We start from the raw sequence: 24,211 nt of genomic DNA, 5'->3' as shown, positions 1-24,211 counted from the left end.
AAACTATATACCTAAAAATTGAGAAATCATCCGCCTTTCTCAGACTGGATGATTTCATACGACTATTTAATATCAGCTTCTGCTGGGAGATAAGTGTCTCCGAAGAACTGTTTAGACAATTTTTCAAGAGTTCCGTCTTTGTAGAGTTCTTGGATGCGTTTGTCTACAAATGATTTCAACTCATCTTGACCTTTAGCAAGAAGTGGGTAAACGTAAGGTTGTTGGTCGCTTGGAAGTTCAATGACTTTCAAGTTGTCCAAACCTTGGTTTTTGATAACTGTCTCTACACCGATTTTATCAAAAATCTTGTAGTCAAACTGACCATCGCTCAAACGTGACATGATTTGTTGGAAATCAGCCTTGGTGTAGTTAAGAACCGTTGGATTGTCTGCGTGTTGTTTGTTATAATCTTCTAGCTGTTTAGCTGATGTTGTCCCTTGAACAACCTCAGTAGACTTGCCTCCGATATCATCAAGCGACTTGATGCTAGAGTCGTCTTTTTTCACTACAAGAACGTTAGGGTTCTTAGCAGTTGGGGCTGCATAAAGGTATTTCTCAGCGCGTTCTTTGGTATAACTAATATTGTTCACAGCCATTTGGTAGCGATCGCTATCAAGGCCTGCAAAGACACCTGACCACTCTGTCTTTTCAAACTTAACATCGTATTTGTCAGAGTCTTTAAAGATAGCACGAACTACTTCAATCTCATAACCAGTCAACTCGCCATTTTCTTCGTAGTTGAATGGTTTTGGTGAAGCATTGGTTGCAACGATAATTTCTTTCTTACCAGATGCTGCTTCGCTAGTTGCAGTATCTTTCTTATCTCCGCCTGAGCAAGCTGCTAGTACACCTGCGGCAACAAGTCCTAGAGCAGCAAGAGATGAATATTTGACGATTTTTTTCATGTCATTTCCTCCAAAATAGAATACTTTACTATCTTAACAGAAAATATTTTTTTTCGCCATTATATGATACCTATCTCGGTGATAGGTTTTTTTTATGGCTGACTAAAAGACCAGACGCAAGACTGCAATCAAGACTACTCCAAAAAGAACCGTACCCACTAGATTGCGGTAGCGAAAGGCTACCCAAGCCGTTGGAAAGACTGCTAAAAAGTCCAGCCATTTGATCTGAGGAAGGCTGCCAACCTTGCCAGTCACTACGCTTGAAAGGATCAAGGCAAAGATAATGGAAACAGGCAAGAACTTCAAAAAACGCTCAACGATAGCTGGCAGCCCCTTGTACTTAACCAAGATGAAGGGAATCATACGGGGAATCCAAGTCACTAGACCTGAAAAGATAACGGCTAACAAAAGATATTTACTGACCATCTAAGACCACCCCCATGGTACAACCTAGCAAGGTCGCAAACAAAACAGCTAGCGACTGAGACACCACTGTCAAGAGCAAAAAGAAGGACACCACAACCACGGCTAGGATCCGCAGCAGATTGCGGACAGGAACCCGTCTTTGCATAATCTGAAATTGTGAAGTAAAAATCCCGATAAACATCCCAACAAGGGCAAAGTCCAAGCCAAAGACTTCAGGATTTGGAAGAAGGCCACCTAAAGCTGTCCCCGCCACTGTCCCAATAAACCAGGCTACATAACTATTGAGATTGTTCCCGTGCATCCACATAGGATGGACCTTGTCTGTATGGGCTAATTCTCCCATCAAAACCCCATAGGTCTCATCTGTCAGGAGACTGGACATGCCGATATTTTGCCAAAGACTAGTATGACGGAAATAGGTCGATGCATGCAAGCTCAGCAAAAAGAGTCGCAAGTTGATCAAAAAGACCGTCATAGCAATAGCTGCCACAGGCGCTTGGACCGCAATCAGTGCCAACATGGCAAACTGGGCGCTCCCAGCATAAACAAAGAGGCTCATCAAGCCCATCTCAACAGGTGTCACATAGGACGCGCCAATAATCCCACAAGCCAGACCAATGCTGACATAGCCAAGGGCAGTCGGCATGGCTGCCTGTACACCTTCCCAAAATCCTTTTTCTTTCATCCTTCTCCTCATATTCTCTCCAATTGAGGCTGTTCATCATCACAGCCACAGCACGGACTATTATAACATATTCAGGAATGAGAAAAAAGTTTCGGAATCGAAACTAAGTGCCAGCAAAAAGTGCTGAAGAGGAAGCATCATGGATACATGAGAAATTGATCCACTCGGATAGTATACTTATCGGTTTCTGTGTCTGTAGCATATTTATTTTCTGTTGGATAGACATCAACCCAGAGTTCCCACTGTTGTCCTTTTAACTTGACCTTGTAGCGATAACCGTCATCATAGATGCCTACTGTCTCAGTTGTCATGGACTGGTAATCTGGGAGTTCTTCAAGCTCTTTTTTTACAGTCTGGGATAAGTTATCGAGCAATGCTTGCTGCTCAGCTTTTGAGGTAACGGGAAAATAAGCCTCTACTGTTTCCAAACGATGCGATTTTGAAAATGTAAAGGTCGCTCGACCTGTATAGCCTTTCAAAGTAATCTGCTCATAGTGATAGAAAAGACGCCCTGTTTTATAGAAATACGGATCTTCTGCACGCCAGGTATCGCGATAGGCCGTTTCCTTTTCTTCCTCCACCTCGCTTGCCTTTCCAAATCTTTCTTCAACAGATTTAGGAGACATACCGAACGAAAGGGATTCAAACAAGACCAGTTGTGTTTTTTTGATATTCTGGCAAGCTGATAAAAGCATGAGTAAAGCTCCAATAGCAAGCAAACCACTGATTATTTTTGTAAATTTCATATTTCTACTATACTAAAAAACTCTATGATTGACAAACTTTGATAGAGTTGGATTCCGTGGTTAGATTCTAAAATTACTTTTTCATTTAAGGTAACAAGGAATTGAACAAGGACTATTATTAGATATTGAAGATAAGAAAAAGACTGGAAAGCCAGCCTTATCGTATGAACAAAAGTTAAATCAAAGTTCCCTACTAAATGCTCTCACGAATATTCAAGAGCATGACAAATGCGGTTAGGAGTAATAGCAATAGAATAAAGCTGACCGCTAGGGTCCCAAAACTTGTAGCAATCGTTACGAAAACGATTGTGAATAGACTTGGTAAGACAACCGTAATAGCACCAATAGAGGATTGAACCGCTCCCATTGACTCCTCAGGTATTTGTTTAAAGACGAGTTCTTGCAATCTAGGAGAGAGTAACCCTGCGATGAAGGCATCCAAGGAGCTGAAAAGCAGAATCAAGCCAAAATGAACTGTGGCAAATCCTACTAGAAGGAGTAACTGGATGACGACCGAAGCGTATAGAGCTGTTTTTATAGAAATCGTATTTTTCAGATAGCCACTTACAAGACTTCCAACAATAAGTGCTAACAATTCTAGCGTTGATAACAAAGCGAGCGATTGACCAGTTTGTAAATTCAAAAACGGTTGGTTTCTTAAAAAAAGAGTCGAAATAGGAACAGTGACATTGATCACAGCTTGGCTGATAGAGACGATAAACAAAATGAAGATCACTCTATCCATATTCCAGATCAATTTCGATGATTGGAACAAATGCTGGCAAAACGATTTTATAGAAAGACCTTCTTGATAGCTAATTGTTTTTTCAACTTTCAAAAGATCATTTTTTATGAGAAGAATACCTACAAATGCTATCAGAAACGTCAGAGCGTTTAGCAAGGAAATGAACTGAATGGAAAGAATTCCTAGTAAAACCCCTCCTAGAATATTACTGATTGTCCGAACTAAACTAACTGTTGATTGTTTAAAGCCAATAGCTTCTGTCAGATGTTCTTTCCCAATGATTCTTATAAAAATAGGAGTTAGCATGGCTCCTGAAAAGTAACTCAATGTATCCGACAAGAGGTTCATCAAACAAATAAAGAATACAAGCCATAAGGAAAAGGACTGCCCTGAAAGCGAAAGTGCAACTATAGAATAAAGTACAAATTTGACAAAACTAATAACCGTATACTTTAGAACACGATGATGTTGAAAGTCAGCCAAAACTCCCATAAAGATTTGCAGAACTTGAGGAACAGTCTCTGAAATCGTAATGAGTAAAATTGCCAAGGGGGCAAACGAAGCGTCTGCTACATAATTCAAAAAAGCAAGATAAAAAATCGTATCCCCAACCGTCGAAATCCACTGGTTGATGGTTAATTGCCTAAAATCTCTATTTTGAATAAATACTTTCATCGCAACTCCTTTTTGAATTCAAATGGGAAGTTCTTCCCAAGGATAGACCGATATTGCTGAGCACCTAAAATTACAGCAACGGTAAAATTTGACCAATGCCATTGTAGACTATGTGCAGTCCAATAGGCCAATAAATGGACTTTGTCACTCTAAATAAGACTGCAAATATGAGACCGCCACCCATATATACGAAAAAGTCTGTCAAGACCCAACCGTGGTTACTAATGTGCAAGATTCCAAACAAAGCAGCTGAACCAAGCACATCCAGTCCCCACTTCTTTCCTTTTTCCAGAGCGGTCATCACCAATCCACGATAAATCATCTCTTCAAAAATGGGACCTGCAATCACAGGATAGAAAAAATACATCAAAAATGCCGTTGCTCCCGTAAAAGTAGGGACATCCAGTTGATAAGCAATTTCATTTTTGGTAGATGGGAAAAGATAAAATGTGACGAAATTCCAAATAACAAAAGCAAGAAGAGCTAAAAAGGAATAAAAAAGATAGGAACCTCTAAATTTTCGACTGTTAATTTTCTGCCATTTTCCCGACCAAATCATAACAATAATAGCAAGCAAAACCACAAGAAAATTCAACAGCATATCCGACAAATAATAGGCAAAGTCAGATAGACCAGCAGCAAGGTCGCTGTGTAAGACCAGACGAATGAAGAACTGGTCAGCAATGACAAGTAAAACGGCTATAAAAAAGTAGTAGCGTGAGATTATCTTTTTCATTCTATTTTCTCCTATACTATGAAATAAGGATAGTATAACACAGAAATCACCACATTTTAGTAAATCGCATATTTGACATTTTTTCTCATAGAAATCTCTCATTTGCGATAGTGGATTAATCGATAAGTTCTTTATATTGCTGTAAGCGTAGTTCAAAAAGGGCTATTAATTGGGGATTTTCTAATATTTGCAGAGATTGGATAAAGTGTTCAATCTCTTTTTGATTGCTTCCCTTAGTTTGAAGGAAAATGCTCATCTTCTTTAAAAACTGCCACAATAATTTCTCAAAAACATCGTATGGACGGAGCATACTCTCCAGCTCGGCTTCAAAGATTGGGATATAAGAAAAAAGTTTGCGCTCCATGAGCTCTGAGATGATATTTAACAGCCCTTGTTTCATATACAATCGATTGTGTACTAACTCTTTAAATTCCTTTGATTTTTCAAGTAAAGAGGTTGATAAAAAGATTAGATCTTGGTTGCTCAAGAAGGGCATGGTATTGCAAAAAATATAGAGTTCAAACCAGGTCCAAGACTCGATAGCATAGAGGTAGCTAGTCAAAAACTCACTATCCTCTTCTAGCGGATAGTTTTTATCCAAGGAATGGATAGCATCTTTGATCACAATAGCATTCAAACGACGATAGGTCTGCGCCATCTGTTCCTGCTCGACTTCCTCTAATAGTTTCTCTAAGCCAGCTATATCTTGATGGGCAAAACGATCTACAACCTTTCGTCCAAATCGCATGTGTGGGGATTCCTGATAATTATTAAGCTTGTGTCCAAACTCATCGAAGGTCACATTTATCCCTTGGATAGCTAGTATCAGTTTATCTGCAGACAGCATAGACTGTCCCAGTTCAAACTTGGATAGCTGGGATGCTGTCAGCCCATCACAAGCCACATTTGACTGCTTGAGTTTTCTCGCCAGGCGCAGTTCCTTGTAAAACTCTCCCAATTCCATTCTCTCAATCATCTGACCACCTCCTAATTTTTAAATATTATATCATCATTCTTACAGATTTGTCAAAATATTCTGACATTTCTTGTAGTTAAAAAGCCAGCCTCAAGCTGACTCTTTATTCCATGGTATCAAAGGCGAGACTTGGTTTGGCATTGAGGTCCAAGCCTGCAAAATTTTCTTTGTTCCACTCGCTGACGCTGGCATAAGCAATCATACCTGCATTGTCTCCGCAAAGGCGTAGGGGAGGGATGATAACCTTGACATCTGTGATTTTGGCTGCTAGGCGTTCTCTAAGACCTTTATTGGCCGCCACACCACCTGCGACAACAAGGGTTTTAACAGGGTATTTTTCTAAAGCCTTCTTGGTTTTGGCCATAAGAATATCCATGACTGCTGCTTGGAAAGATGCTGACAGGTCTTCCTTGGACAAGCTCTCTCCCTTTTGCTCGGCATTGTGGTGAAGATTGATAAAGGCAGACTTCAAACCTGAGAATGAGAACTCCAGATTGTCTTCTTTAATCATAGCACGAGGAAAGTCATAAATATCCTGCCCCTGATGAGCTAGCTCATCAATCTCGCGACCTGCTGGATAGGTCAATCCCATGACACGGCCAACCTTATCATAGGCCTCACCAACCGCATCGTCTCGTGTCTCCCCAACAATTTTATAATCACCAGCCTCGGAAACATAGACCAACTCGGTGTGTCCTCCGCTGACCAAGAGTGCCAACAAAGGAAACTCCAAAGGCTCCACACTCTGAGCTGCCATGAGGTGACCAGCCATGTGATTAACGGGAATCAGCGGAAGTCCATGTGCCCAAGCAAAGGCCTTAGCAGCTGATAAACCAACTAGTAAGGCTCCAACCAAGCCCGGTCCATAAGTAACGGCAACGGCTGTTACGTCATCTTCGGTAATTCCTGCTTCTGCCAGTGCTTCCTCGATACAGGCTGTAATAACCTCGACATGGTGACGACTGGCCACTTCTGGCACTACGCCCCCAAAGCGTTTGTGACTCTCAATTTGACTCGCAATGACATTGGACAAGAGCTCATCATCGTTTTTCAGTACGGCGACACTGGTCTCATCACAGGATGTCTCAAATGCTAAAATGTATCTATCCTTCATCTATTTCTCTCTTCATGATGATGGCGTCCTCGACTGGGTCATGGTAGTAGGCCTTTCGCTCAGCGATGACCGCCATCTTTTCTTTCTTGTAAAATGCTTGCGCTCGTTGGTTTGACTTTCTGACTTCGAGGAAAATTTCTTTGTCGGCAGGCAAAAAGTCAAACAAGGCTGTCGCGATTTTCTGCCCCTGATAGGCTTTTTTGACAGCGATTTGCAAGACTTCTGCCTCAAAGAGATTCTCCTGAACAGCTAGAAAGCCAATCACTTCTGCCCCATCATAAGCCACAGCATACCATGTCTGGTCTTGAGACAGGTCTGCTTGGATTTGTTCCAGGGTCCAAGGACTGACTGGGTAAACAGCTGCCATGACAGCGTAGATGGCTTGAGCTAGGGCAGGTCGCTGTTGGATTCGTTTGATTTCTATCATAGGCGTTTAATGTAAGACTCACCAGACTCGGTATGGTTCTTGAGCCAGTTTTCCTCAGCTTCTACACGCTTGAGATAGTTTGGTACAAAATCGTGCAAGGAGTCTGCTTTCTTGTCCCATGCCCAAAGAGCTAGATTAGCTGCATTTGGCAAGGTTTCCTGGTAACTAGCTTGTGGTAGCTGTTCTTGGATCTGCTCCACAAAGGGGCCAACTTCTCCAACAAAGGTCACCTGTTCAGCATCCGTGACTTTTTCAAGCACTTCCGCAAAGGACAAGTGTGCTTCTGGCATGACAGGTTTGGCATTTTCATAAAATCCTGCATAAACATTGTTGCGACGCGCATCCATCAGGGGAACAAGTAAGCCTTCTTGTTGGCGCGGTACCAGAGACAAAAGACTCGACATACCAATTAACTCAATGTTCAGGGTATGGGCCAGAGTCTTGGCTGTCGCCACCGCAATTCTCAGACCTGTGTAGCTGCCCGGACCTTGAGCAACTACGATACGATCCAAATCCGTCGGCTTCATATCCAGACTATTCATCAGAAAATCAATAGCCGGCATCAGGGTAATGCTGTGGTTTTTCTTAATATTAATCGTCGTCTCGGCAAGAACCTGCTTGTCCTCTAAAATGGCTAGAGAAAGAGCCTTGCTGGACGTATCAAAAGCTAATACTTTCATAACACATTCCTATCTTTTTGTCTGTTTACTATTATACTACAAAAGCTAGCGCATGGGAATTTTCTTTGTTTTGAAACAAAAGGGCCTACCACTTAGACAAAAAGAAGTGTAAATAAGTCATATATGCCTTAACTCGATTTTCGACGTTAGAAATCATCGTCATAACAATAAAGATAGCACCTAAAAATAGAAAAATCCATCCCATCTATCAAGACGAGGTGGATTTTCTGTATATCTAGAGGAATAATTGACTTTAGGCATTTAAACCAAAGTAGAAAACGAGCCAGACAACATAGGTTACAAGGAGGAGAAAAATTGAATAGAGCGTCACAAAAGCAAGCTTCCAAAGGAATTTTGTTTTGCGGTGTTCCAGATGCACAAACAGGGCATTCCCCCCATAGACACAAGCTACAAAGACTACAAACATCAAGAGGCGAACCCCTACTGCAAATTCAAACAAACTAAACATTCTTAATCCTCCTTTTGGTATTCCTATTTTTATATAAACTGTTGACAATGTTGGTCTATCAATGTTAAAATGTAATTCAACACTGGTAGGAAAATCAGGTTGAGTCGTTGACTCTTCGGGTTGCAGTGCTATCCCTGAAACTTTGGTTTCTAAAGAACTGAAATTGCGATTGAACAATTCGCCCCCAGTGTTTGACGGCTCTTGACTTCGGTCAGGAGCTTTTCTTTGCCTCTTTAGTAAGCACTCCACTTCATGCTATTTCTACATCGTTATACTTATAGATTGATTTCTTAGTTGAGTAAATGATAAAATGGGGTAAAGGTTGAGATTTGGTCTGACTTGGTGACAAGTCTTTCAAAGGTTGTGATTCAATCACTTCAGGTAATGGTGCTGCCCCTTGAGCTTGCTCAGAAAGATCCCTTAATTTTGTCTCAGCCTTTTTGGTTGCTCTCGAGATTTCTCAAGGGCTTTTTCTTTTTTCAAAGATATCATTCTGCCCCAACCATCTACACCAACGATTAATGAAACTAGAACTATATTCTTCCTCAAATCTACTATCTCTTTAGATTCCCCCTTTCATTATAACACCTAAGCGCTCTCCGACCAAATCCTACCTGTCTTTTTGCTCCTTCTTCCCCTCCAGACTTTCTCCATTTCCGTCTTTTACTAATTTTTCATTTTGTGGTATAATTGAAATAATTGTAACGAATCAAGGTCAATCTAGACACAAAATGGAATGAAATCAAGCAAATCTCTGCTAAAAGTTTGGAATAAGCTGACCTGTAAATAGAAAGGAACTATATGATTTACAAAGTTTTTTATCAAGAAACAAAAGAACGTAGCCCACGTCGTGAAACAACACGCTCACTTTACCTAGACATCGATGCCAACTCAGAACTTGAGGGCCGTATCGCTGCTCGCCAACTTGTCGAAGAAAACCGCCCAGAGTACAACATCGAATTCATCGAACTCTTGTCTGACAAATTGCTAGATTACGATAAAGAAACTGGCGCTTTCGAGATTACGGAGTTCTAATATGGCCTACACTCTTAAACCTGAAGAAGTCGGCGTTTTTGCCATCGGTGGTCTGGGAGAAATCGGGAAAAACACATACGGAATTGAATACCAAGACGAGATTATTATCGTTGATGCTGGGATTAAATTCCCAGAAGATGACTTGCTGGGTATCGACTATGTCATTCCTGATTACTCTTACATCGTAGACAATATCGACCGCGTCAAGGCTGTCTTGATCACACACGGACACGAGGATCACATCGGTGGGATTCCTTTCCTGCTCAAGCAAGCAAATGTCCCTATCTACGCTGGACCGCTTGCCCTGGCTTTGATCCGTGGAAAACTCGAAGAACATGGTCTCTTACGCAACGCCAAACTATACGAAATCAACCACAACACTGAGTTGACCTTTAAAAATCTCAAGGCGACTTTCTTTAGAACAACCCACTCCATTCCAGAGCCTTTAGGGATTGTCATTCATACTCCTCAAGGGAAAATCGTTTGTACGGGTGACTTTAAGTTTGACTTTACTCCAGTTGGAGAACCTGCAGACTTGCACCGTATGGCTGCCCTTGGTGAAGAAGGTGTGCTCTGTCTCCTGTCTGACTCGACAAATGCGGAAGTACCAACCTTTACCAACTCTGAAAAAGTCGTTGGCCAGTCCATCATGAAGATCATCCAAGGCATTGAAGGACGCATCATATTTGCATCCTTTGCCTCCAATATTTTCCGTCTCCAGCAAGCAACAGATGCTGCTGTTAAGACCGGACGCAAGATTGCAGTCTTTGGTCGTTCTATGGAAAAGGCCATTGTCAACGGGATCGAACTTGGCTACATCAAAGCTCCTAAGGGAACCTTTATCGAGCCAAATGAAATCAAAGACTACCCTGCTGGCGAGGTTCTTATCCTTTGTACAGGTAGTCAAGGGGAGCCGATGGCAGCCCTCTCTCGTATCGCCAACGGAACCCACCGTCAAGTGCAACTCCAACCCGGCGATACCGTTATCTTCTCTTCTAGCCCAATCCCTGGAAACACCACTAGCGTCAACAAGCTGATTAACATCATTTCAGAAGCTGGCGTCGAAGTCATTCACGGTAAAATCAACAATATCCACACCTCTGGACACGGTGGTCAGCAAGAGCAAAAACTCATGCTCCGTTTGATCAAGCCCAAATACTTCATGCCTGTCCACGGTGAATATCGTATGCAGAAAGTCCACGCTGGACTAGCAGTGGATACTGGTGTCGAGAAGGACAATATCTTTATCATGAGCAATGGTGATGTCCTTGCCCTTACTGCTAACTCTGCTCGTATCGCAGGCCACTTCAACGCCCAAGACATCTATGTCGATGGAAATCGTATTGGCGAAATCGGTGCAGCTGTCCTCAAAGATCGTCGTGATCTATCTGAAGACGGTGTTGTACTTGCAGTCGCAACTGTTGACTTCAAATCTAAAATGATCTTGTCTGGTCCAGATATCCTCAGCCGAGGCTTTGTCTACATGAGAGAGTCTGGCGACTTGATTCGCCAAAGCCAGCGCATCCTCTTCAATGCTATTCGTATCGCATTGAAAAACAAGGATGCTAGCATCCAATCTGTCAATGGTGCCATTGTCAACGCTATTCGTCCCTTCCTTTATGAAAATACAGAACGTGAACCGATCATTATCCCGATGATCCTCACACCAGATGAAGAATAAAGCACAAAACAGCCCCGTCTTCGGAGCTGTTTTTCTCTATGCTTTCTTTTGAGATTGAAACTCAATAAAAATCGAAATCAGACTAGAAGGCTAGGCAAAAGCATAACTCAAGTTAGCTCCCATAGTTCGGGGAACTATGGGAGGTTGTAGATGAATCAAAGCCAAGCTTTGAACTCATTCGTAAGAAGCCAACGACGTATCATTTTGATTTTTGAAGAGTTTTGGAAATACTACGATTTTTACCTTCCAAATACACCATCAAAATAGAAATATCTGCTGGGTTTACTCCCGAAATACGGCTGGCTTGGCCGATAGTTTCTGGATTGATAAGTTTGAACTTCTGACGGGCTTCTGTTGCGATAGAGTCAATGTCATCCCAGTCGATATTGGCTGGAATGCGTTTTTCTTCCATGCGTTTCATCTTGGCAACCTGATCCATGGCTTTGGAAATATAACCCTCGTACTTGATTTCTGTTTCTATCAATTCGATAATCTTGTCATCCAAGTCCTCTGCAGCTGGACCGATGAAGGCCACCACATCTTGATAAGACACTTCTGGGCGACGAAGGAATTCCTTGGCCGTTACTGCATCTGTCAACGGTTTGAAGCCCATCTCCTCAACCTTGGCATTGGTTTCCTTGACCGGCTTGAGTTTGATACTGTCTAGGCGCTTCATCTCATTGTAAAATTGATTTTTCTTGATTTCAAAACGAGCCCAACGTTCATCGTCCACAAGACCAATCTCGCGCCCCATCTCTGTCAATCGCATATCAGCATTGTCATGACGGAGGATGAGACGGTATTCAGCACGACTGGTCAAAAGGCGATAAGGCTCAATCGTTCCCTTGGTCACCAAGTCGTCAATCATGACCCCGATATAACCGTCACTGCGCTTCAAAATCAATTCAGGCTTGCCTTGGATTTTCAGAGCCGCATTGATACCAGCGATAATCCCTTGGCCAGCAGCTTCTTCGTAACCTGACGTTCCATTTGTTTGACCAGCTGTGAAGAGTCCTGAGATTTTCTTGGTTTCAAGTGTTGCACGCAACTGGTGTGGCAAGACCATGTCGTATTCGATAGCATAACCCGTTCGCATCATCTCAGCATTTTCCAAACCTTTGATGGAATGAACCAAGTCACGCTGTACATCCTCAGGCAGACTGGTTGAAAGACCTTGGACATAGACTTCCTCTGTATTGCGTCCTTCTGGCTCTAGGAAAAGTTGGTGACGTTCCTTGTCCGCAAAGCGCACAATCTTGTCCTCAATCGACGGACAGTAACGAGGTCCCACACCCTTGACTACACCTGTAAACATAGGCGCGCGGTGGAGATTGTTTTGGATAATCTCATGGCTGGTACCATTGGTGTAGGTCAACCAGCATGGCACTTGGTCCTTGACATAGTCCTCATCACGTGAAGTGTATGAGAAGTGATTAGGTGCCTCGTCTCCTGGCTGAATCTCTGTCACGTCATAATTGATAGAGGAAGCCTTAACACGTGGAGGGGTACCTGTCTTGAACCGACCGATTTCGAGACCCAGTTCCTTGAGATTGTCAGCTAGGTTGATCGAAGCTAGACTATGGTTTGGCCCTGACGAGTACTTGAGGTCTCCGATGATAATTTCCCCACGGAGGGCAGTCCCTGTCGTCACGATAACGGCCTTTGCAGCATACTCTTGATGGGTTGCTGTACGAACACCGACAACCTTGCCATCTTCCACCAAAATCTCATCAATCATGGTTTGACGTAGAGTGAGGTTGTCTTGGTTTTCAACCGTCTTGCGCATTTCCTTAGAGTAAAGTTCCTTGTCAGCCTGCGCACGAAGGGCGCGAACAGCAGGACCTTTCCCTGTGTTGAGCATCTTCATCTGGATGTAAGTCTTGTCAATGGTCTTAGCCATTTCGCCACCGAGAGCATCGACTTCACGCACGACAATCCCTTTGGCAGAGCCACCGATAGAAGGATTACAAGGCATGAAAGCCAGCATTTCAATGTTGATGGTCGCAAGCAAGACCTTGCAGCCCATACGGCTAGCAGCTAGGGATGCCTCCACCCCAGCGTGCCCCGCACCGATTACAATAATATCGTATTCTTCCGTAAAATTATAAGTCATTTCTTAACCTTTCAAAAATTTCTCGCAAATAAGGAACTAACTTCTCCTCCTCTATAGCTTGATCCATAGTAACCCATTTAAAGTGTGTATGCTCTTCAGGATCTAATCTGATAATTGGCTTCTCCCCAACCCACTCTGCTTTATAAACTAAGCGAGTAAAAACCGTATCCTTAGAGGTATCCAGTTGACTATCTTCGTGAAGAAGTTTGAGCGAACTGCTATCTAGCCTAACTCCCGCTTCTTCAATGCATTCTCTAAGAGCACCATCTCGCGGAAGTTCACCCTTTTCAACCCCGCCACCAGGAATATCCCAGTAAGTTGGATAAACGTTGGGTTCTCCTCTTTTAATTTCCGAACGCTGAATGAGCAAATAATCACCACCACTATGAACAAGTACATGGGCAATAAGCTTAACCATCATTTTCTCTCCTATTCTTCAAGATGAATGTGTCTTAGTTGGCCGTCCCAATCTGGTAGGGCTGTTTTTAGAAAAGCTGGAACTAGTTGGAAATCTTCTAACTCATCCAAGTCAATCCACTCACAAGGCTGCATTTTTTCGTCTTCCTGCATGGTCAATGGGGCATCCTCAAGCAAGTTCACCAGATAATGAAACTCGATGTTGTGATAGGAAACACCGTCTTGTTCAAAACGATTTTCAACCACAAAAGCTAGCTGTCCAGCTTGAGCTCGGACACCTAATTCTTCCCACACTTCACGAACTACCGCGTCTTCTGTACTTTCATTGACTTGAATCGCACCGCCGATAGTGTAATACTTGTCCTTGTCTTTGGTGACTAGGAGCTTGCCATTTTGGACAATCAAGGCTGTCGCCCGAACACCAAAAACCGTATTCCCTGCTTTTGTCCGAAAGTCTTGTTGAGTCATTTTTGTCCTTTCCCTTATACTCAATGAAAATCAAAGAGCAAACTAGGAAGCTAGCCGCAGGTTGCTCAAAACACTGTTTTGAGGTTGTAGATAAGACTGACGAAGTCAGTAACCATACCTACGGCAAGGTGAAGCTGACGTGGTTTGAATTTGATTTTCGAAGAGTATTAAACGACACAAAAACAGTCAAAACTCGTAAGAAGTGCAGGACAAAAAGACCTGCAACATCCATGAGCTTTGACCATCATTTCTATTGCTGTTATTATTGTAGCAAATTGAGAAAATTTGTCAATCTAAATGTACTGACAAACTTGTCCGTCGCGGTAAGCATTATCAATCAAACCGCCACCTAGACACTCTTCACCATCGTAAAAAACAACTGCCTGTCCTGGTGTGATGGCGCGTTGCGGTTCCGCAAAGATGACCTCTGCCTTATCTCCTTTGACATGTACTGTCATCTTAGAATCAGGCTGACGGTAGCGGAATTTAGCCGTACATTCTAGGGTGAACTCTTCTGGCATGTCACGAGTAAAGTGGACTTGACTGGCTTCTAGGCTTGTTGACATGAGCGAATCATGATAGAAGCCTTGGCCGACATAGAGGATATTCTTGCTGAGGTCTTTTCCGACAACGAACCAAGGGGCATTGTCACCACCGTGTTGACCACCGATACCCAGTCCACCACGCTGACCAATCGTATAGTACATAAGACCTGCATGCTCGCCCATATCGCGACCATCTACGGTCATCATGCGACCTGGCTGAGCTGGCAGGTAGTTGCTGAGGAAGTTTTTAAAGTTCTTTTCTCCGATAAAGCAAATTCCTGTCGAGTCTTTCTTCTTAGCAGTCGCAAGTCCTGCTTCTTCTGCTAGTCTGCGAACTTCAGGCTTTTCCAGATGCCCCAGCGGGAACATGGTTTTTTGGAGTTGTTCTTGCGAAAGCTGGCTGAGGAAATAGGTCTGGTCCTTGCCATTGTCCACGCCACGAAGCATATGAACGATGCCATCCTCATCACGCGCTACTCGGGCATAGTGCCCAGTCGCTACATAGTCTGCGCCTAAGGTCATGGCATAGTCCAAAAAGGCCTTGAACTTGATTTCCTTGTTGCACATAACGTCTGGATTTGGCGTGCGTCCTGCACGGTATTCCGCTAGGAAATACTCAAAAACGCGGTCCCAGTACTCTTTTTCAAAATTGACAGAGTAGTAGGGAATGCCGATTTGGTCTGCCACCGCAGCCACATCCTTGTAATCTTCGGTCGCCGTACAGACGCCATTTTCGTCTGTGTCATCCCAGTTCTTCATGAAGATACCGATCACATCGTAGCCCTGCTCCTTGAGCAAGAGAGCCGTCACCGACGAATCAACACCACCACTCATCCCCACGACAACACGTGTTTTAGAGTTATCACTCATGGTAAGTCTCCCATCTATTCGTTTATTCATACCCTCAAAATTCTATTTACTAAGACTTTCAATAGAATTTCTTCGAGTATAGTCTTTTCGTTTGCTTTTAGGAGTAAAATGGTCTGGGAGACCATTTTAGCCTATCATCTTAAAATGAAAATATGATAGGCAACGAGTCGCAGGCATAACTTGAGTTAGGCAAGACGAGTTAACAACGTAATAAAAGATAAACGAAATGACTTGTTCACGATTGAAGGTCGTGTGTGCTTAACGATTGAAGGTCGCTTGAGCAGTATTCATTATAACACGCTTGGTTGGAGAAGACAAGAAAGAGGCTGATAAATCATCTCAACCTCTCTTCCTTACTTTGCAAACGAATCAATTTTCCCCTTTAAGTTCTTTCTTCGCTTGTTCTATCTGGTATTTCACTTGCTCAAAGCCAGTTCCTCCTAAGGAATTCCGTCTCTGAACAGCGGTTTCTGGACGCAAGTAGATATAAATATCCTCTTCAATCAAGGGATGGTAGGCTTGCAACTCCTTCAAATCCCAATCTTGGATATTTTTACCATGCTTGATAGAGTCTAGAACCAATTTCCCTACTATTTCATGCGCTTCTCTAAAGGGGAGTCCTTTCTCAGCCAAATAATCTGCCAGTTCGGTCGCATTCGAAAAATCATTCTCTGTGGATTGCTGCATTTTGGCCTTATTAACCTGCATGCTCGATAGCATACCTGCCAACACATCCAGAGAATTTAAAATCGTTTCTACTGTATCAAACATGCCTTCCTTGTCCTCTTGCAAATCCTTATTATAGGCCAGAGGCAAAGACTTCATGACGGTCAATAGTCCAAATAAGTGCCCGTAAACCCGTCCTGTCTTCCCTCGAATCAATTCCGCCATATCAGGATTTTTCTTCTGGGGCATGATAGACGAACCCGTTGAAAAGCTATCAGACAAGCTAATGTACTGATACTCAAAACTGCACCAATTGATGATTTCCTCACAAAAACGACTCATATGCATCATCAAAATACTGACATTTGACAGAAATTCTAAGATGAAATCACGGTCACTCACTGCGTCCAAGGAATTGGTATAGGGTTGTTGGAAACCCAGTAAATCACTCGATAATTGACGATCGATTGGAAAAGTTGTCCCCGCCAAGGCAGCCGCACCCAGTGGAGATAGGTCCGTATGTTTCAGGTTAAATGCAAAACGCTCGCTGTCCCTTTGAAACATATTGTAATAAGCCATGAGATGGTGGGCAAAACTAATCGGTTGGGCGTGCTGCAAATGGGTATAGCCTGGCATGATGGTTTCCACATGTTTTTCAGCCAAATCCAGCAAAACACTGTTCAGATTCGCCAACTTATCCAAGACATGCCCAAGCTGCTCCTTTAGATATAAGTGCATATCCGTTGCGACTTGGTCATTCCGAGAACGGGCCGTGTGTAGTTTCCCAGCCAGAGGACCGATTTTCTCTGTCAGCAACACTTCCATATTCATATGAATATCTTCATTTGCAATATCAAAATGAAGCTCTCCCGCCTCTAAATCTCGCAACAAAGCTTGCAGACCATCTTGGATCTGCTCTGCCTCTTCCAAACTTAAAATACCAGTCTGTCCTAGCATTTGAACATGAGCTAGGGAACCCATCAAATCAAATTTTGCCAGCTGGTGGTCAAAGGAAATACTCGCACCGAACTGTTCTACCCACTCTTCCACAGTGCCTTCAAATCGACCACCCCATAATTTTGTATTTTTCGACATATTCTGTCGTCCCTTTCTATCGCGTCACTACTCAACATTTTTCTGAACTTCTGAATAAACCTTAGTCGGAAGCCCCCAAAGCTTGATAAAACCAACAGCCGCATCTTGGTCAAAAGTATCCGCACTAGTATAAGTCGCCAAATTTTCATCGTAAAGAGAATTTGGAGATTTCCGCGCCACTACCTGGGCGTTTCCCTTGTAAAGTTTAACTTTTGCAGTTCCATTGACAACTTTCTGTGTCTCCTTGATATAGGCAATCAAAGCCTGAGTTGCTGGGCTAAACCACAAGGCATTATAGATGAGATTGGACAACTCATTTTCGATAATGGGTTTGAAATGAGCCACTTCTCTCACAAGAGTCAAGTCCTCAATCTCCTTATGAGCTGCCAATAAGGTCACAGCACCTGGGCACTCATAAATCTCTCTTGACTTAATACCGACTAGGCGATTTTCCACATGGTCAATACGACCGACACCGTGTTTGCCCGCAATTTCATTGAGCTTTTGAATCAAATCCGCCACTTTCATCTTCTCTCCATTGAGGGAGATAGGCACCCCGCAACTAAACTCAATGTCAATAAATTCTGGATTGTCTGGCGCCTCTTCTGGAGAAGATGTGATTCCAAATGCTTCTTCTGGCGCTTGGTTCCAAGGATTTTCCAAGACACCACATTCATTTGCACGTCCCCAAAGATTTTGATCAACAGAGTAAGGATTGTCAAGGTCAGCAGGAACTGGGACGCCGTTTTCTTTGGCATATTGGATTTCTTCTTCACGAGACCATTTCCACTCACGAACAGGCGCAACTACCTTTAAATTGGGATCCAAGGCTGCAATAGAGACTTCAAACCGAACTTGGTCGTTTCCCTTACCTGTGCAACCATGGGCAATTGTGGTTGCCCCCGTCTGATGAGCTATTTCAACGAGTTTTTTTGAAATAAGAGGGCGACTCAGAGCAGATACCAAGGGATACTTTTGTTCATAGTAGGCATGAGCCTGAAGGGCCACTAAAACATAGTCATTAGCAAATTCTTCCTTAACATCAATGACATAAGACTCTACAGCCCCAACCTTGAGAGCTTTATCATGGATGAACTCCAAATCTTTTCCTTCGCCCACATCCATACAAACAGCTATCACATCATAGTCTTTTTTTAACCATGTAATAGCAACTGATGTATCCAATCCACCTGAATAGGCTAAAATAACTTTTTCCTTACTCATTTCTCTTCCTTCTTTCTATTTTTCGATAGAGGCTTTAAAAGCATCGTCAATCAATTTGTCCAACTCCCCAGAATCCTTCAACTTCTGGATGGTTTTGTCAACCGCATCTTTTAATTCTTTACTGTCTTTTTTCATCGCAACAGCGTAGGAATCTTCTTTGTCATTGTCAAAATCAAACTCAGCGATGGCTAGGTCTGGATTATTCTCTACAAATCCTTTCGCCACTGGTTCCTCAAAGATAACCGCATCCAGTTGCCCTGATTTCAAATCTGTTATTAAATTTCCATTTTTAGGAAGTGAAACGAGAGAAGAATCCTGCAAGGTTTCTTTAGCCAGAGTTTCCTGGATAGAACCTTTCTGCGCTCCAACCTTTTTCTGGGCCAAATCCTTGACTGATTGGTAATTCGTTAATTCAGATTTTCTTACGATAACCTTATTTTTTGAAGTGTAGTAGGGAATTGAAAAATCGTAAACTTGACTTCTCTCTTCCGTTTTAGAAATACCTGATATGGCAAGATCGGCCTTACCTGAATCAAGACTAGCCAGTACATTGTCAAAACTCATTGGAGAGAACTCCACTTCTACACCTAGTTCCTTTGCGATGGCTTTGGCTAGCTCAACATCTGAACCTACAATCTGATTTTTCCCATCAACCAATTTCTGGTATTCAAATGGAGCAAACTCTGGATTTAGGGCCACCACCAATTTTCCTTTAGCCTTAATGGCTTCAACACCTTGGGATTGAGTGTTACTACAAGCAAATAATAAGGGAAACATAAGCAAACCAAACATCGTCATCAACACCTTCTTCACTTTATTCATAGAAGAGCCTCCTTTTATTTTTATACTTTATTATTGTATAAATATTACACCTTTCATCCTTGTTTGTCAAGAAAGAACTGTATTTTATTTCATTTTAATCAAGAAAAAGCTTATTATATGATATATTTTTACACATAATAAGCTTATTTATACTATTTATTTTTTTAAAAATACAATTGTCCAATTACAAGTAAGATGAAGAGAGCAACGAACTCTCCACATTCTCTTTCACAATTTAATGACTCGATGGCACTGTTCGGCCACATAGGCATCGTGGGTAACGATAATGACCGTTTTACCTTCCTTGTTCATATCTAAGAGAAAGTTCAAAACCAAATCTCGATTTTCAGGATCTAGAGAACCGGTTGGTTCATCTGCTAAAAGGAGCTGGCTGGGTTTTAAAATGGCTCTAGCAACTGCGATTCGCTGCTGTTCTCCTCCAGATAACTCTGAAACCTTTTGATGTAGAATTAATGGCAACCCCACTCTCTCTAAAATTTCTTCTATCTTTTTGACTTTGTCCTTCTTGGATAATTTTACATACTTTAGAGCGAGCATGAGATTATACTCTACCGTTTCATTATCAATCAGAGCAAAGTTTTGAAACAGATAGGAGATATGTTCGCGGATAATCGCTTGCGACTTAACAGAATTGACAGGTACATTTTGCTGACCGAAAATTTCATAATGTCCACTGTAATCGCCATCTATCAAACCCAAAAGATTTAACAAGGTTGACTTGCCACTGCCACTTTTCCCAACAATGGCAACTAAATCTCCTTGGTTAATTTTTAGAGATAAGTTCTCCAAAATAACTTTTTTCCCAATGGTTTTCGTAACATTTTCCAACTTTATCATAAGTGATCCCCTTTCAATAACTGCACTACATTTCTTTGTTCCATCTTAGAGCCCAAGAAAAGCACAAACAGGATATCTAAGCCTGTAAATCCTGCAAAAAGTAGGAGCGGGAAAAGTGCCTGTGTAAAGAATAGCAAAACCATAAAAGGAAGACTATAAACGGCTAATAGAAGACCCAGCAAGGAACGATACCGATCTATCAATTTCCAACCCATAAACTTCTTGGTAATAATATCTGTTCGCTTCAACAAGAAAGTTGTTACTAGTAAGAAGTAGGAAATCATCATACTAAGAAGACCAACCAAAGCAAAGAGTATGTTGAAATTCCGAACAGCATCTCGATAAGAATCTACTTTATCTTGTTGAATGGCTTGAATAGATGAAAATTTTAAATAATTCCCATCTGATAATTTCTCAACTAACGCTGTCACCTCTTTTTGATGTTGAGCTGTATTTTCGATTTTAATGGGATTATTTAAACCTGTTGTTGACAGGGAAGCTTTTTCATCCCACATCATATCAGAATCATTGACCAAGCTAATAATTGGATTGTAGAGATTTTCCTTTCGCCTATCACTATATGGAAAGAACGACCAATCTCCTTCATAATAGGCAATCTCGACATCCATCTCCTCTATCGTTCGTTTTTGCTGCTCTTCATACTTCATCGAAAGATAGGCAATTAATTTTCCCAAGAGCTGATTTTTATCTTCTTCACCTTTCGTACTTGCTGGCATCAAAATAACTTTTTTTGCGCCGGTATCTGGTAACTTGAATCCCTGACTTTCTAAAAAATGACGATTGGCATAGTAAACAGTTAGCATATCAGCCAGTTGATACCGCTGCACTTGTTCTGCAGTGGCAAAATTTTTTATAGGCAGGTTGCTAGTTTGCACATAGCCCGCCTGCGTTTTTTCTACCAAATCCTGATAAAATCGATAGAAATAATCTACTGCCTGCCCTGAGCCTGCCAACTGCTCTTGCCACAAGTTATCATTGAGTTGGAAAGTTTCCAAGGTCAGATAATTTCCTTGACTGATCCACTGTTTCTGGTAATCCAACTCTTTGTTTTCTTGCTCCAAACTTTTTCCTACCCCAACTAGCAAGACTGTCAGTAAAATGGTCGTTCCAATTTTCATCAAATAATTAAAGAGTAAACCAAATTTGAAAGATGAAAAACTTTTCAGCAGAGAGCTGATTGTCATTTTTTGGATTAAGAGATAGGTCAACCAACTGATAAAGAGATAAAGTTGCAAAAGCAAAAAATGCGACAACCATAACATTGGGAACAAATCTTTTGGCTTGTAATCAAGCAAGAAACACACTCCTAGATTGATCACAAGCGCCCCACCTAGGAGGAGGTAGAGGTTGCCTTTCACAACATCAGCTAAAACAGCCCGATCTTGAAAACCAAGTAATTTTTGTACCCCAACTCTTTTCATTTCCATCATAGGCTGATACACTGTTACTAAGACAAGAAGCAAAATAGCCAAGACAAAAACAATGGCAGATAAAAGCAAATCTCGATTTATGACTTCCACTGCACTTTTATAGGTCGGCTTTAGCAAGGTCGCCTGGTCTGTCTTGAAAAAATCGCTCCATTTCTTTACAATCCCATCCTTGTCCATCTCTTGTGTAGAAGTTATCGTATAGCGACCATTTAAACTATGAGATGTATCCTTGATATAGGTTTGAAAAGTCATAAGCTGAATAGACTTGGCTTTTAGAAAGGTCGGAATCGTACCAAGTTTATTAGAAAGATCCTTATTACTGTAGACTCCCTCGCCATCTTCTGTAAAATCAAGGGAAGAAAGTCCAAACTCTTGGTAGGGGAAGGTATCTTTATCAAAAACACCAGACTTGACCACCTCATCACCACTGTCTGTTTTGATGATGGAAACTTTGTATTCCTTTGATACATCCTCAAAAAATCGAAGTACAGATGCTGCAGGTTCGTTAATATCTTTCAAATACAAATCCAAAGAATCTACAGTCTTTCCCATTTCCCGAATCCGCACCACTTCTCGTGTGTAGTTTATATTAAAAACAAAAAAAGTGGTACACAAAAGCAGGAGTAACATACAGAAATTACTGATTTTTTTCATAAAGATACCTCCTCAGTACTTTATCATCTTGATTATAAAATACAATATACCTTGTCGTAAAATTTGTTAGCCTTTTTCACAAATTATTTTAGCTTCCTTTTTTACTTTTTATACTACTATGATACAATATTTTTAATCAGTTTCTATTTTCTGTTAACTTTTTTCACAAATAAGGAGGAAATCATGCGCTACGATTTTGGAAATGTTTATAAAGAAATCCGTGAGTCAAAAGGACTGACCCAAGAAGAGGTCTGTGGGGGTGTTCTCTCAAGAACCAGCCTATCAAAAATAGAAAGTGGCAAGACAACTCCAAAATATGAGAATATGGAATTTCTTCTCCAGCAAATTAATATGAGTTTTGAAGAGTTTGAATATATTTGCCATCTCTACCACCCAAGTGAACGATCAACTATCATGCAGACTTTTCTAAAAATGGCTTCTATTAGTGGTACGAGCGACTTAAGTAAATTACTCAAAAAATGCCAACATTATCTAAAAACACATCATGATTTTCCCATCCAGCAGTTGCAAGATATGCTCGAAATCGTTATCTACATCCGTGAAAATGGGATAGAAAAATTGTCAAGTAAGGTTGACAACATTGTAAACAGATTATGGGATAAGATTGAGAAACAAGATACTTGGTATGAGAGTGACCTCAAAGTCCTTAATACCATTCTCTTTGCTTTTCCTATGGAGTATATTCATCAGATTACCGAAAAAATTCTCGAACGACTAGAGGTTTATAAACACTATAGTCCTGTCTTTCAGCTTCGTATGATGTTGCTTCTGAATCTCTCAACTCTTTATCTTTACAATGGCGATAAGTTGCTTTGCAAACAGCTTTGCTACACTCTCTTAGAGGAGGCAAAAGCAAGCAAACAGTACGATACACTTGCGTTTTCCTATATTCGTATCGGCATTTGTGCTAATGATGCTCAGTTGATACAGAATGGACTCTCCTTAGCTAAACTAGTAGAAGATGAACACTTACTAACAGAGCTAGAGCGAGAAGTTAACATCTTTGTAAACAAAAAAGAGCCCTAAAGGACTCTTGTATTCTTAATACCAACCGTTGTTAAGCCAGAAGTTCTTGGCAGCTGTCCATGAACCGTAACGTCCTGCAACGTAGGCATCTGCTACACGTTCTTGGTTTTCAGCTGAGTAGTCACCGTTCAAGTATGAATCTGTCAATTGGTAACGTCCGATGTAACGTCCGTTTGTAGCAGTGTAGCTACCACCTGATTCTTTTTGAGCGATCCATTCTTTGGCTTCTGCTTCAGAACCACTTACAGTAGAAGCTGCTGCAGTGTTGCTTTCTGCTGCTGGAGTTGCAGGTGCAGCTGGGGCTTCATAAGTTGTTGTTGCTGCTGGAGCTTCTTCAACTGTTTCTGTAGCTACTGGAGCTGTTTCTTCCGTTGTTGCTGCTGGAGCTACAGTAGAAGCTGTTCCTTCGATAACCAAAACTTGGTCAACATAGATAAGGTGAATATCTTTAATGTTGTTTTTTGCCGCCAATTTTTCAACAGTTGTGTTGTACTTCTCAGCGATTTCTGAAAGAGTATCACCTGATTTAACTGTGTAAGTTACAGTTTCTTGAGCAGATGCAAGTGATGGAGCAAAGAAAGCAAGCAAAGCTGCTACTCCTGCGATAGTTGTTTTAATTTTTTTAGTTGTTAATGACATATCTAAAAATTCTCCTTCCATTGGATATATCTATGATACCTT

Annotated in this window: 24 protein-coding genes; 3 read left to right on the top strand and 21 right to left on the bottom strand. The window is 41.7% G+C overall.

What is annotated here, in order from left to right:
* Positions 1-62 precede the first annotated feature (62 nt).
* The 11 genes from B7723_RS06970 to B7723_RS06920 form a co-directional block, all read right to left on the bottom strand.
* Positions 63-905 (bottom strand): amino acid ABC transporter substrate-binding protein, encoded by an 843-nt coding sequence (locus B7723_RS06970; protein ID WP_000724968.1) that lies wholly within the window; start codon positions 903-905, stop codon positions 63-65.
* A 102-nt stretch (positions 906-1,007) separates the two neighbouring features.
* Positions 1,008-1,331, bottom strand: a complete 324-nt coding sequence (locus B7723_RS06965) for an AzlD domain-containing protein (protein ID WP_000253936.1) — start codon at positions 1,329-1,331, stop codon at positions 1,008-1,010.
* Positions 1,321-2,016 carry an AzlC family ABC transporter permease gene (locus B7723_RS06960; RefSeq protein WP_084850028.1) on the bottom strand — a complete coding sequence of 232 codons (696 nt, stop codon included), beginning with the start codon at positions 2,014-2,016 and terminating at the stop codon, positions 1,321-1,323. Before B7723_RS06960 ends, B7723_RS06965 begins: the two co-directional genes overlap by 11 nt.
* Positions 2,017-2,153: 137 nt before the next feature.
* A complete protein-coding gene (locus B7723_RS06955) occupies positions 2,154-2,762 on the bottom strand; it encodes a hypothetical protein (protein WP_084850029.1) in 609 nt (202 codons plus the stop codon).
* A 193-nt stretch (positions 2,763-2,955) separates the two neighbouring features.
* Complete coding sequence (locus B7723_RS06950; RefSeq protein ID WP_084850030.1) at positions 2,956-4,182, bottom strand: MFS transporter; 1,227 nt, start codon at positions 4,180-4,182, stop codon at positions 2,956-2,958.
* 70 nt (positions 4,183-4,252) lie between these two features.
* Entirely contained in the window at positions 4,253-4,918 is a 666-nt protein-coding gene (locus B7723_RS06945) for a CPBP family intramembrane glutamic endopeptidase (protein WP_000720891.1), read from the bottom strand.
* A 115-nt stretch (positions 4,919-5,033) separates the two neighbouring features.
* Positions 5,034-5,894 carry an XRE/MutR family transcriptional regulator gene (locus tag B7723_RS06940; protein WP_084850031.1) on the bottom strand — a complete coding sequence of 287 codons (861 nt, stop codon included), beginning with the start codon at positions 5,892-5,894 and terminating at the stop codon, positions 5,034-5,036.
* Positions 5,895-5,997: 103 nt separating this feature from the next.
* A complete protein-coding gene (gene tsaD, locus B7723_RS06935; RefSeq protein WP_084850032.1) occupies positions 5,998-7,008 on the bottom strand; it encodes a tRNA (adenosine(37)-N6)-threonylcarbamoyltransferase complex transferase subunit TsaD in 1,011 nt (336 codons plus the stop codon).
* Complete coding sequence (rimI, locus tag B7723_RS06930) at positions 6,998-7,435, bottom strand: ribosomal protein S18-alanine N-acetyltransferase (RefSeq protein WP_000569849.1); 438 nt, start codon at positions 7,433-7,435, stop codon at positions 6,998-7,000. Before rimI ends, tsaD begins: the two co-directional genes overlap by 11 nt.
* Positions 7,432-8,115, bottom strand: a complete 684-nt coding sequence (gene tsaB / locus B7723_RS06925; RefSeq protein ID WP_084850033.1) for a tRNA (adenosine(37)-N6)-threonylcarbamoyltransferase complex dimerization subunit type 1 TsaB — start codon at positions 8,113-8,115, stop codon at positions 7,432-7,434. The genes rimI and tsaB overlap by 4 nt, the downstream gene beginning before the upstream one ends.
* Before the next feature lie 253 nt (positions 8,116-8,368).
* Positions 8,369-8,584 (bottom strand): hypothetical protein, encoded by a 216-nt coding sequence (locus B7723_RS06920; protein WP_000492029.1) that lies wholly within the window; start codon positions 8,582-8,584, stop codon positions 8,369-8,371.
* A gap of 801 nt (positions 8,585-9,385) precedes the next feature.
* On the opposite strand from B7723_RS06920, the gene B7723_RS06915 reads away from it, so the two are divergent.
* Both B7723_RS06915 and rnjA read left to right on the top strand, forming a co-directional pair.
* Positions 9,386-9,619, top strand: a complete 234-nt coding sequence (locus B7723_RS06915) for a DNA-dependent RNA polymerase subunit epsilon (RefSeq protein WP_084850034.1) — start codon at positions 9,386-9,388, stop codon at positions 9,617-9,619.
* A 1-nt stretch (position 9,620) separates the two neighbouring features.
* Positions 9,621-11,300, top strand: coding sequence for a ribonuclease J1 (gene rnjA, locus B7723_RS06910; RefSeq protein WP_000331968.1), 1,680 nt, complete (start codon positions 9,621-9,623; stop codon positions 11,298-11,300).
* 199 nt (positions 11,301-11,499) lie between these two features.
* On the opposite strand, the gene mnmG is transcribed toward rnjA, so the two are convergent.
* The 9 genes from mnmG to B7723_RS06860 form a co-directional block, all read right to left on the bottom strand.
* Positions 11,500-13,413: a tRNA uridine-5-carboxymethylaminomethyl(34) synthesis enzyme MnmG gene (gene mnmG / locus B7723_RS06905; RefSeq protein ID WP_084850035.1), complete on the bottom strand. Its 1,914-nt coding sequence runs from the start codon at positions 13,411-13,413 to the stop codon at positions 11,500-11,502.
* On the bottom strand, positions 13,403-13,834 hold the full coding sequence (locus B7723_RS06900) for an NUDIX hydrolase (RefSeq protein WP_084850036.1): 432 nt from the start codon (positions 13,832-13,834) through the stop codon (positions 13,403-13,405). Before B7723_RS06900 ends, mnmG begins: the two co-directional genes overlap by 11 nt.
* Before the next feature lie 8 nt (positions 13,835-13,842).
* Positions 13,843-14,298, bottom strand: coding sequence for an NUDIX hydrolase (locus tag B7723_RS06895; protein WP_084850037.1), 456 nt, complete (start codon positions 14,296-14,298; stop codon positions 13,843-13,845).
* 293 nt (positions 14,299-14,591) lie between these two features.
* Positions 14,592-15,713, bottom strand: coding sequence for a tRNA 2-thiouridine(34) synthase MnmA (gene mnmA, locus B7723_RS06885; protein ID WP_084850038.1), 1,122 nt, complete (start codon positions 15,711-15,713; stop codon positions 14,592-14,594).
* 369 nt (positions 15,714-16,082) lie between these two features.
* Positions 16,083-17,474 (bottom strand): argininosuccinate lyase, encoded by a 1,392-nt coding sequence (gene argH / locus B7723_RS06880; RefSeq protein WP_084850039.1) that lies wholly within the window; start codon positions 17,472-17,474, stop codon positions 16,083-16,085.
* 27 nt (positions 17,475-17,501) lie between these two features.
* Positions 17,502-18,698 carry an argininosuccinate synthase gene (locus B7723_RS06875; protein WP_084850040.1) on the bottom strand — a complete coding sequence of 399 codons (1,197 nt, stop codon included), beginning with the start codon at positions 18,696-18,698 and terminating at the stop codon, positions 17,502-17,504.
* 15 nt (positions 18,699-18,713) lie between these two features.
* On the bottom strand, positions 18,714-19,520 hold the full coding sequence (locus B7723_RS06870; RefSeq protein WP_084850041.1) for an ABC transporter substrate-binding protein: 807 nt from the start codon (positions 19,518-19,520) through the stop codon (positions 18,714-18,716).
* A gap of 228 nt (positions 19,521-19,748) precedes the next feature.
* A complete protein-coding gene (locus B7723_RS06865) occupies positions 19,749-20,378 on the bottom strand; it encodes an ABC transporter ATP-binding protein (RefSeq protein ID WP_084850042.1) in 630 nt (209 codons plus the stop codon).
* Entirely contained in the window at positions 20,375-22,483 is a 2,109-nt protein-coding gene (locus tag B7723_RS06860; protein ID WP_084850043.1) for a bacteriocin-associated integral membrane family protein, read from the bottom strand. Before B7723_RS06860 ends, B7723_RS06865 begins: the two co-directional genes overlap by 4 nt.
* A gap of 183 nt (positions 22,484-22,666) precedes the next feature.
* Between B7723_RS06860 and B7723_RS06855 the strand changes: the two genes are divergently transcribed.
* Positions 22,667-23,530 (top strand): helix-turn-helix domain-containing protein, encoded by an 864-nt coding sequence (locus B7723_RS06855; protein ID WP_001268190.1) that lies wholly within the window; start codon positions 22,667-22,669, stop codon positions 23,528-23,530.
* 15 nt (positions 23,531-23,545) lie between these two features.
* On the opposite strand, the gene apf is transcribed toward B7723_RS06855, so the two are convergent.
* On the bottom strand, positions 23,546-24,169 hold the full coding sequence (gene apf, locus B7723_RS06850) for an aggregation-promoting factor (RefSeq protein WP_042767626.1): 624 nt from the start codon (positions 24,167-24,169) through the stop codon (positions 23,546-23,548).
* Positions 24,170-24,211: the final 42 nt, after the last annotated feature.

The sequence above is a fragment of the Streptococcus oralis subsp. oralis genome, assembly GCF_002096435.1.
Classification (GTDB): domain Bacteria; phylum Bacillota; class Bacilli; order Lactobacillales; family Streptococcaceae; genus Streptococcus; species Streptococcus oralis_AA.
This window is presented reverse-complemented; position numbering and strand designations above follow the sequence as displayed.

Bases quoted from the DNA above. Each gene is read 5' to 3' on its own strand.
- B7723_RS06970 (WP_000724968.1), bottom strand. From the start codon at position 905: ATGAAAAAAATCGTCAAATATTCATCTCTTGCTGCTCTAGGACTTGTT.
- B7723_RS06965 (WP_000253936.1), bottom strand. From the start codon at position 1,331: ATGGTCAGTAAATATCTTTTGTTAGCCGTTATCTTTTCAGGTCTAGTG.
- B7723_RS06960 (WP_084850028.1), bottom strand. From the start codon at position 2,016: ATGAAAGAAAAAGGATTTTGGGAAGGTGTACAGGCAGCCATGCCGACT.
- B7723_RS06955 (WP_084850029.1), bottom strand. From the start codon at position 2,762: ATGAAATTTACAAAAATAATCAGTGGTTTGCTTGCTATTGGAGCTTTA.
- B7723_RS06950 (WP_084850030.1), bottom strand. From the start codon at position 4,182: ATGAAAGTATTTATTCAAAATAGAGATTTTAGGCAATTAACCATCAAC.
- B7723_RS06945 (WP_000720891.1), bottom strand. From the start codon at position 4,918: ATGAAAAAGATAATCTCACGCTACTACTTTTTTATAGCCGTTTTACTT.
- B7723_RS06940 (WP_084850031.1), bottom strand. From the start codon at position 5,894: ATGATTGAGAGAATGGAATTGGGAGAGTTTTACAAGGAACTGCGCCTG.
- tsaD (WP_084850032.1), bottom strand. From the start codon at position 7,008: ATGAAGGATAGATACATTTTAGCATTTGAGACATCCTGTGATGAGACC.
- rimI (WP_000569849.1), bottom strand. From the start codon at position 7,435: ATGATAGAAATCAAACGAATCCAACAGCGACCTGCCCTAGCTCAAGCC.
- tsaB (WP_084850033.1), bottom strand. From the start codon at position 8,115: ATGAAAGTATTAGCTTTTGATACGTCCAGCAAGGCTCTTTCTCTAGCC.
- B7723_RS06920 (WP_000492029.1), bottom strand. From the start codon at position 8,584: ATGTTTAGTTTGTTTGAATTTGCAGTAGGGGTTCGCCTCTTGATGTTT.
- B7723_RS06915 (WP_084850034.1), top strand. From the start codon at position 9,386: ATGATTTACAAAGTTTTTTATCAAGAAACAAAAGAACGTAGCCCACGT.
- rnjA (WP_000331968.1), top strand. From the start codon at position 9,621: ATGGCCTACACTCTTAAACCTGAAGAAGTCGGCGTTTTTGCCATCGGT.
- mnmG (WP_084850035.1), bottom strand. From the start codon at position 13,413: ATGACTTATAATTTTACGGAAGAATACGATATTATTGTAATCGGTGCG.
- B7723_RS06900 (WP_084850036.1), bottom strand. From the start codon at position 13,834: ATGATGGTTAAGCTTATTGCCCATGTACTTGTTCATAGTGGTGGTGAT.
- B7723_RS06895 (WP_084850037.1), bottom strand. From the start codon at position 14,298: ATGACTCAACAAGACTTTCGGACAAAAGCAGGGAATACGGTTTTTGGT.
- mnmA (WP_084850038.1), bottom strand. From the start codon at position 15,713: ATGAGTGATAACTCTAAAACACGTGTTGTCGTGGGGATGAGTGGTGGT.
- argH (WP_084850039.1), bottom strand. From the start codon at position 17,474: ATGTCGAAAAATACAAAATTATGGGGTGGTCGATTTGAAGGCACTGTG.
- B7723_RS06875 (WP_084850040.1), bottom strand. From the start codon at position 18,698: ATGAGTAAGGAAAAAGTTATTTTAGCCTATTCAGGTGGATTGGATACA.
- B7723_RS06870 (WP_084850041.1), bottom strand. From the start codon at position 19,520: ATGAATAAAGTGAAGAAGGTGTTGATGACGATGTTTGGTTTGCTTATG.
- B7723_RS06865 (WP_084850042.1), bottom strand. From the start codon at position 20,378: ATGATAAAGTTGGAAAATGTTACGAAAACCATTGGGAAAAAAGTTATT.
- B7723_RS06860 (WP_084850043.1), bottom strand. From the start codon at position 22,483: ATGAAAAAAATCAGTAATTTCTGTATGTTACTCCTGCTTTTGTGTACC.
- B7723_RS06855 (WP_001268190.1), top strand. From the start codon at position 22,667: ATGCGCTACGATTTTGGAAATGTTTATAAAGAAATCCGTGAGTCAAAA.
- apf (WP_042767626.1), bottom strand. From the start codon at position 24,169: ATGTCATTAACAACTAAAAAAATTAAAACAACTATCGCAGGAGTAGCA.